3 protein-coding genes are annotated in these 4,535 nt (G+C 61.6%); all 3 read right to left on the bottom strand.

Annotation, left to right across the window (positions count from 1 at the left end; all coding sequences use genetic code 11):
* Positions 1-389 precede the first annotated feature (389 nt).
* The gene (locus EOC06_RS31460; protein ID WP_128309619.1) at positions 390-929 is read right to left on the bottom strand and encodes a hypothetical protein; all 540 of its coding nucleotides are present in this window, start codon (positions 927-929) and stop codon (positions 390-392) included.
* Between the two features lie 124 nt (positions 930-1,053).
* The gene (locus tag EOC06_RS31455) at positions 1,054-1,389 is read right to left on the bottom strand and encodes a hypothetical protein (RefSeq protein WP_013530030.1); all 336 of its coding nucleotides are present in this window, start codon (positions 1,387-1,389) and stop codon (positions 1,054-1,056) included.
* Positions 1,390-1,452: 63 nt separating this feature from the next.
* Positions 1,453-4,535: excinuclease ABC subunit UvrB (gene uvrB / locus EOC06_RS31450; RefSeq protein WP_281062126.1), on the bottom strand; the 3,083-nt coding region annotated here is incomplete at its 5' end.

Raw genomic sequence — 4,535 nt, 5'->3', positions numbered from 1 at the left:
GAGCCGGTCGCCGGAGCCGATGGTGAGGTCGAGATTGGCAAACAGCGGCGCACTCATGGTGACGCCGAGGGATTTGAGGCTGATCAGGGCCATTTTGATTTCTCTGGTCTTGCCGGAGACATCTCCGGTCCACTTTGACGGTGCGCGTGCTGGCCATCAGGCTCGGCGTTGCAACACCACGAAGGGCAGACCAAAAAATCGAAGCGGGAAAAACCCGGACCGTCCCTGGTCAGCCCTGCAAGCAAGCTCGCAGGGCAGAAATCGGGCCACGCTGACGATGGTGACGATGAAACGTAAACACGTGAGCCCTCCTTTCAAGACGTTCGAGTGTGTGGACTGGCTACACCAAAGGTGGGGCCGCTGGCAAGTGTGTCCTCTGCAGGCCGGCCTTAGTCTCGCGGGCGGATTACCCAGTCACCCTTATTTCCCTGGATTTCCTGCGGTGTCAGGAAGTGAAACTCCATCAGGATCGGTTCTTCCGGTCCCTTGAAGAAATGAAGCTCGGCGTGGGGGAGCACGAGCCGGCGGACAGTTTCAGATACGCTTTCCACCTTATATTCCTCGGCTTGCAGTCCTAGATCTGCGAGGAGCGTCCTGGCGGCCGAAATCGTCATTGCCGGGCTAAAGCCATCGAGATCGATTTGGCTGTTGCCGCTCCATTTCAAAGGCAAAGGCTTGGGCACATCAGGCATGTCCCAAAGTTTGATGCTGATGCGATGGACGCGTGCTCGATTGCGCCTGGTCAAAATGTCGATTTCCAGATCGCCATAACCCAGAAGAAAGCCGCACGGCTGATCCTGATAGACATACAGCCATTTAGGAAAGCCAAGGTGTTTCTCGACCGGGCCGAGATCAGTTCCGGCCCGCAAAGGCGTGTCTTTGCTACCTAAGATTAGGGGGAGAATATGGAGTTTGCCTCGCTGTCGCATCGATCAAACCTTGGTTGGCTGGATATCCCGTCGCAGGGAGCATATTCCGCCTGCCCTGACCATTGTGCTACCCAGCTGATTGGGCCCAGCGGATTGATTGAGCTTCACAGGTCAAGGGGCCGGATCAGACAGGTCTCAAGTAGCCGCCGCTTAGTCCATATTCTTTGTTGAGATCGAGTAGGAAATGCCCGAACACCGCGCTTCTGCCGAGATCGACAACGATCACAAGCAGGGCGTTGAACCTGCCGGTGCCAATCAAAACTTGATCAAACCGGTTTTGAACGTCCCGGTAAACATAATGGACGTCGTTCAAATAGGGCACGCCGACTTCGTCCAGATTTAGCGCGTCGACATAGGACCATATGTCTACGACAGCATTCGCCGTCGCGGTGATATTCGTCATCGGCTCGGCAAAGCAAGCCTTGAACTCCTCTTCATCAAGTCTGCGAACGACGACCATCACTCATTCTAAGCGGCGGCATCTGAAATCCGCAACCGATCGCAGGCTCGATGCTGCAGCTTCCTACCGTCCCGGCCGTCCCGTCTTCCCCGGCCGGCGTTTGTCGCGGCGGGCGTCGCCTGGATCCTCGTATGAGCCGATGCCGGCGCGCTGGCGAACGATTGGCTTAGCGGAATCGTCGCGTTCCTTCGCGCCCCCCTCTGCCCTGCCGGGCATCTCCCCCACTTGGGGGGAGATTGACTGCGGCTTGGCCGGCACTTTTCCTTCGACCGGCTTTTCCGTCCGCCGTACAGTCATTTCATCGAGCGAGTTCTTCTTGAACAGTGGCTTGGTGACGTCGCCGGGAATGCCGAAGTCGGAGCCGTGCGCCTCTTCGGCCGACTGTTTCTTGAACAGCGAGCGTGACACCGCGCCGGCCGGCGTCGGCATGTCGGTGCCCGGGCCCATATCGTCAATCGAGGGTTTCGAAAACAGCGGCTTCTTCACCGGTACGGCGCCGTCGGCGCCCATCTCGTCGAGATCAGGCTTGCGGAAGAGGTTGGGCCGGGCAGCCCTGGCGGCCTCTTCGGCGGCGCGCGCTTCGTCGAACTTGCGGAAACGCTCCTGTTCTTCTGCTGTCCGATGTTTGGCCACGCCCTTGTTGTGCTTGCCCTTTTCGCGGCCGGAGGCCGGGCTTTCCATGTCGGCGTATTTGGCCAGCGGGTCTTCGGAGATGGACAGTTCCATCTCACGCAGGCGCTTGACCTCGTCGCGGATGCGGGCCGCCTTCTCGAAGTCGAGATTGGCTGCGGCATCGCGCATCTGCTTTTCCATCGCGTCGAGGTGGGCCTTGAGGTTGTTGCCCATCATGGCGCCGGCACTGTCGGTGAACTGCGAGATGTCGGCGCGGACGTGGTCCTTCTCGTAGACCGAATCCAGAATATCGGAGATGCGCGACTTGACCGATTCCGGCGTGATGCCGTTGGCCGCGTTCCACTCCATCTGCTTCTCGCGGCGGCGATTGGTCTCGGCCATCGCCCGCTCCATCGAGCCGGTCACCTGGTCGGCATAGAGGATGACCTTGCCGTCGACGTTTCTGGCGGCGCGGCCGATGGTCTGGATCAGCGAGGTTTCCGAGCGCAGGAAACCTTCCTTGTCGGCGTCGAGAATGGCGACGAAGCCGCATTCGGGAATGTCGAGGCCTTCGCGCAGCAGGTTGATGCCGACCAGCACGTCGAAGGCGCCGAGGCGCAGATCGCGCAGGATCTCGATGCGTTCCAGCGTGTCGATGTCGGAGTGCATGTAGCGGACACGGATGCCTTGCTCATGCAGATATTCGGTCAAATCCTCGGCCATGCGCTTGGTCAGCACCGTCACCAGCGTGCGGTAGCCGGCCTTGGTGGTGTCGCGGATTTCGCCGACGACATCGTCGACCTGGGTCTTGGCCGGGCGAACCTCGACCGGAGGATCGATCAGGCCGGTCGGGCGGATGACCTGTTCGGCGAAGACGCCGCCGGCCTGCTCCATTTCCCAGCCGCCAGGGGTCGCCGAGACGGCGACCGAAAGCGGACGCATGGCATCCCATTCCTCGAAGCGCAGCGGCCGGTTGTCCATGCAGGACGGCAGACGGAAGCCGTATTCGGCCAGTGTCGCCTTGCGGCGAAAGTCGCCGCGATACATGCCGCCGATCTGCGGCACGGTGACATGGCTTTCGTCGATGAAGACCAGCGCGTTGTCGGGAATGTACTCGAACAGCGTCGGCGGCGGATCACCCGGCTGGCGGCCGGTGAGATAGCGCGAATAGTTCTCGATGCCGGCGCAGGAACCGGTGGCTTCCAGCATCTCGAGGTCGAAGCGACAGCGCTGTTCCAGCCGCTGCGCCTCGAGCAGACGGCCTGCGCGCTCGAGTTCGACCAGCCGGTGCTTGAGCTCTTCCTTGATCGACTTGATCGCCTGGTTCAGCGTCGGGCGCGGCGTCACATAGTGCGAATTGGCGTAGATCTTGACGCTTTTCAGCTCGCCGGTCTTCTGTCCGGTCAGCGGGTCGAACTCGGTGATCTGCTCGATCTCGTCGCCGAACATCGAGATGCGCCAGGCGCGGTCTTCCAGGTGCGCCGGGAAGATCTCGATCGTGTCGCCGCGCACGCGGAACGAGCCGCGAACGAAATTGATGTCCTGCCGTTTGTACTGCTGGGCGACGAGATCGGCGAGCAGCGCGCGCTGGTCGAGCCGGTCGCCGATCTGCATCTGGAAGGTCATCGCCGTGTAGGTCTCGACCGAGCCGATACCGTAGATGCAGGACACCGAGGCGACGATGATGACGTCGTCGCGCTCGAGCAGCGAACGTGTCGCCGAATGGCGCATGCGGTCGATCTGCTCGTTGATCGAGGATTCCTTCTCGATGAAGGTGTCGGTGCGCGGGACGTAGGCTTCCGGCTGGTAATAGTCGTAGTAGGAGACGAAATACTCGACGGCGTTTTCCGGAAAGAATTTCTTGAACTCGGAATAGAGCTGCGCCGCCAGCGTCTTGTTCGGCGCCAGGATCAAGGCAGGGCGCTGCGTCTCCTCGATCACCTTGGCCATGGTGAAGGTTTTTCCGGAGCCGGTGACGCCGAGCAGCACCTGGGTGCGGTCGTTGTTGTCGACGCCTTCGACCAGATCCTTGATCGCGGTCGGCTGATCGCCGGCCGGCTCGAAGTCCGACACCATCTTGATGGCAATGCCGCCTTCGGACTTTTCCGGGCGGGCAGGGCGGTGCGGCGTCCACAGCACACCGTCCTTGTGCAGCGGATTGCCGGATTCGATCAGCGCCGACAGTGCCGCCACCGTCGCGGTGACGCTGCCCGAAGCCATGGTCTCGGCGTCTTCCAGCGAAATGTCGAGACCCGCGACCGGGTTGAGGCCCGCTGCCGTGCGCTCCCTCGCCGTCGCCGCCCCACCCATCGAGGTGCCGCGCGAACTGCGTCCCGGCGAGCTTGAACGCTCGGGTATCTTCTTCGACGGCTTCGGCGATTTGCCGCCGTCGCCCTTGCCGGCAAGACGCCCTTCCTTCTCGGCCTCCTGCTCGATCTGCTCGGCCCAATCCGCGATCGAACCGGTCAGCGGCGTGCCTGAGAGCTCCGGCTGCGGCATCTCGGCGAAGCCGCCTCTGTGCAGCGGTTCCGAAG

Source organism: Mesorhizobium sp. M7A.F.Ca.MR.362.00.0.0, from assembly GCF_004023175.1.
In the GTDB taxonomy this organism is placed as follows: Bacteria; Pseudomonadota; Alphaproteobacteria; order Rhizobiales; family Rhizobiaceae; genus Mesorhizobium.
This window is presented reverse-complemented; position numbering and strand designations above follow the sequence as displayed.

Coding starts and splice junctions, on each gene's coding strand:
- EOC06_RS31460 (WP_128309619.1), bottom strand. CDS start 929: ATGCGACAGCGAGGCAAACTCCATATTCTCCCCCTAATCTTAGGTAGC.
- EOC06_RS31455 (WP_013530030.1), bottom strand. CDS start 1,389: ATGGTCGTCGTTCGCAGACTTGATGAAGAGGAGTTCAAGGCTTGCTTT.